3 protein-coding genes are annotated in these 3580 nt (G+C 41.2%); all 3 read right to left on the minus strand.

All coding sequences use genetic code 11. The features are described 5' to 3' along the window. Positions 1-600: 600 nt before the first annotated feature. On the minus strand, positions 601-957 hold the full coding sequence (locus tag R7P74_RS24455) for a hypothetical protein (protein WP_225474309.1): 357 nt from the start codon (positions 955-957) through the stop codon (positions 601-603). 154 nt (positions 958-1111) lie between these two features. Further along, positions 1112-2071, minus strand: a complete 960-nt coding sequence (locus tag R7P74_RS24460) for a phosphotransferase (protein WP_017821423.1) — start codon at positions 2069-2071, stop codon at positions 1112-1114. An 812-nt stretch (positions 2072-2883) separates the two neighbouring features. Next, positions 2884-3252 carry a hypothetical protein gene (locus R7P74_RS24465; protein ID WP_225474307.1) on the minus strand — a complete coding sequence of 123 codons (369 nt, stop codon included), beginning with the start codon at positions 3250-3252 and terminating at the stop codon, positions 2884-2886. Positions 3253-3580 lie beyond the last annotated feature (328 nt).

Consider the following 3580-nt stretch of genomic DNA (forward strand, 5'->3'; position numbering starts at 1 on the left):
AGCCACCGCAAAGTAAAAATGCCACGCGTTACGAATCACTCTTAAGCAATTTGTTAGTACATGCGCTACTTCTATTTGTGCGCTCCAAGATATTGAAAAGTAGCATGATATGAAAGGCTTTGAGCACTGAAGTGAAACGGGCAGCTACAAAAGTTAAACTCGATTGAAAAACGAAAGTTGGCTAGAAGAAAAACGCACTGAACTGCCCTACTTTCACTGGCTTCAAATTAGAAAAGGATTCGGTCCTAGTACTCCGACGACAGCATCAATTACAACCAAGGTTCTCTCAAAAGCCACCACGAAAATGAAGAAGCACCAAAGAAATAGGTTAGGAGTTAGAAACCGTAAACGGTGAAATCAAAGCGAACACTCCGCATATAGTGCCACCGGATAGAACGTGAGAGGCACTAACTGAAAGGTGTAAATTCGAGCGCCAAAACAGATAAACACCAGAACTTGTGACCTTTGATGTCAAACCCGTACTAACGCCTTGTTAAGGTGTGAGGCACGCAATTCCGAAGCTAACACATACCACCTTAAACACTAAAACCAACGCATAGTAAAAATGCCACGCGTGCCGAATCACTCTTGAACAATTTGTTATGCGCTTGAATCACACACGAAATTAACGTCTTCATCGATTAACCGATAACTTGTAACAGCTTTAATGTCGCCACAGCCTCTAACTAGAATATCTAGGCAATCAAGGCGACCATTATTAACACTTAAAACAGTCTCTGCACCCAGTTCCAAAGCTGAGGATTCAACTAGAGGACCAATAAAGTTTACTGCCTTAGAGTTAGTTACGACATTACCTCGTTTTTCGAAGCATACGATAACACCAGCTCCCGTATATTCACGCTCTGATACAATTAGCTCAGAAATACAGGTGTTTTTGAAGTCATCTGGATAAGAGCTAAAAATAAATTGGATGATAGATTTATCTAGTTCATTCATTTTACCAACTCACCTTTCTGGCGCATAACGCCCTGTTAAGGTGTGAGCAAGGTAATACCGATGCTACCGCATACCACCTTAAACACTAAAACCAACGCATAGTAAAAATGCCACGCGTTGCGAATCACTCTTAAACAGATTGTTATGTACCGCCTCAAAACAAGGCACTTTCAATTTGGAGCCATTGCTCCATAAAAGGGATAAAGTCCCTTTGAGGTATGAACTTCTGTGCCGCTGTATTATTTTTTAAAAATACTTCCTCCAAAGCCCACACATAGTGGTCGGCGTAAACAGCCCACGCCTTTGCTCCATCGTTAAGCTCTAATCGGGATAGAGGCTTGACAGACAGATAGCCTTTTAATAAAGCTAATGACCTATGAAGCTCCAAATCGAACATATACATGCATGCTCTCGCCAACTCATAACCAGGAGGCATGTTTTGCACTAAATCCCAGTCGATCACATCGCTTACTGTGCAATTAGAATCAAAAAAGACATTGAAATGATGAAAGTCGCCGTGGATTAGTTGCCTGCTTGTTAACGGGGTATATGAGTGCGTAGCTTCTGAGCTAGCTAGATAATCACGCTGTTGTTTTACTCTTCGTAGCACCGAGTTATTCATATCAAATTCACTATTTGTTTCAATAGCTGCGACTATTTTTTGTAGTCTATCGACCCAAGCACTTTTATCCCAAGAAAGCTCAATTGTTGGAAAGTCGTTTCCAACCTCGGAAGCGAGTTGAACATGCAGGTCAGCAAGGGCTTTTCCCAACTGAAAAGCATGAAACGCAGACAGAGCACTTTTTTCGATTAACGTTCCTTTTGCTTCAGGAAATAGAGCATAAAACTCATCACCTATTTTACAAAAGGAGTGGTGATCGCGCGTCAAAACAGGGGCAATTATAGTATTCAAATTTTGCGATAACTTTCTCAGCAGCTCATGTTCTAACTTGATCTTAGCAACATTGCGAACACTATATTTTCTAAGATAATAAGTCTCTGAGGATTGGATACGAAAAACATGATTCGTCGCACCAGCTGATTGACGTTTTATACTAGCGCCAGCACCAATCTGACTCCAGTTTTCACCAACCTTACGAACAAAATCACTCATAATTCCAGTTACCCCTTAGGTACATAACGCCCAATTAAGGTGTGAAGCACGCTACCATCGCGGTCAATTTTACCACCGTAATCACTGAAATTGATTCAAACCAAAAACGCCAAGCGTGCTGAATCACTCTTAAATTGTTTGTTAAGTTTTTGCTCATGTTAGCAGCCTAGTTAAGGTAAACACGACTTCAACAATGACTGCTACCCAGAAAATCTTGCTTGCTAAGTACGCTAGAACTCCAAGTATCGTTGCGGCTGCCCAGGTCACTGTAGGGAATAAAACGAAGTAACCCAACAAGACTAACGCAATTATTGTAACGACGTAGTGCATGTAATTAGGCTTTCTCGATTTCGTAAATTAAATCAACCAACTGCGTTGCTTTGACGTCATCCCATCTTAGATAACTGCTCAATGAACTAGTGCCCGAGTCTTTTCCTAGGACTTGCTGGCAGATTGTTTGGTGATCTAACGAGGCGGAAACCCACACTTTGTTGGATTGTTGGCAAAAGTAAGTTGAGCCTTTCAAACTGTCCGTTTGGATTCTTTTTTTTCCATGTTTCCACTTTCTGAGTAGTTATTTTTATTGCCACGATATCCTCCTAGAAACTTAACGCCCTGTTAAGGTGTGAGCAACGCAATACCGAATCTCCCGCATACCACCTTAACCACTAAGACCAACGCATAGTAAAAATGCCACGCGTTGCGAATCACTCTTGAACAGATTGTTAGCACTATTTACGCACAGAAAAGTCTTTCTTAAGCCATATCGATTTGCATCTCGGACATGACAAACCCTATAGTTTAGCTTTAAGTTAATTTTGCTTTTTACGTAATACCAAGCGACCATTTTCGAAACTAACTTCTTCATAGCCCAAAAATAGAGCAACAATAAAACCTATACCTAATGAAGCAGCCGTAATGATGGTAGCAATCTCAAGGCCAGTTAATGCAGCAACAGGTGCGGCTGCAAAATATGACAAACCTCCAGTAGCTGGTGCGGTTACCGTTGCAACCCCTAATGCAGCAGTTAAAGCAGCAAGCCCTACACCACTTAGCATTGCAACTTTCTTAGATCTTTTTAGTTTATTTGCTAGCTCTCCTTTAATGATAATTTCATGTACACCATCGTCTTTAGCTTTTTCTAATTCTGCTTTTGTTGTTACTGTAATTGAATCTGTCATTATATACTCCTTTAGTGCTAACGCCGCGTTAAGGTGTGACAAACATAGTGTGCCAAAATCTGAGCGAAGCGAAAATGGCACGCGTTTGGAATCACTCTTAAACGCTTTGTTAGTACCTGCCTCAAAACCCACTTTGACACGCCAAGATATTGAAACATAGCACAAAACCTTTGGTTTGAAACGCGAAAGCTAAACAGACAACTGCCATACCTAAAACACTTTTCAAGATGCAAGTTGGCAAGAAGAAAAACATGTAAATTACCACCTTCTAAAGAAGGTGGCTTTGTGTGAGCCCCCTAAAAGGGGGCCTTTGTTTAGTCCAGCGCCA

This window comes from Vibrio sp. 2033 (assembly GCF_033339735.1).

Coding starts and splice junctions, on each gene's coding strand:
- R7P74_RS24465 (WP_225474307.1), bottom strand. CDS start 3,252: ATGACAGATTCAATTACAGTAACAACAAAAGCAGAATTAGAAAAAGCT.
- R7P74_RS24460 (WP_017821423.1), bottom strand. CDS start 2,071: ATGAGTGATTTTGTTCGTAAGGTTGGTGAAAACTGGAGTCAGATTGGT.
- R7P74_RS24455 (WP_225474309.1), bottom strand. CDS start 957: ATGAATGAACTAGATAAATCTATCATCCAATTTATTTTTAGCTCTTAT.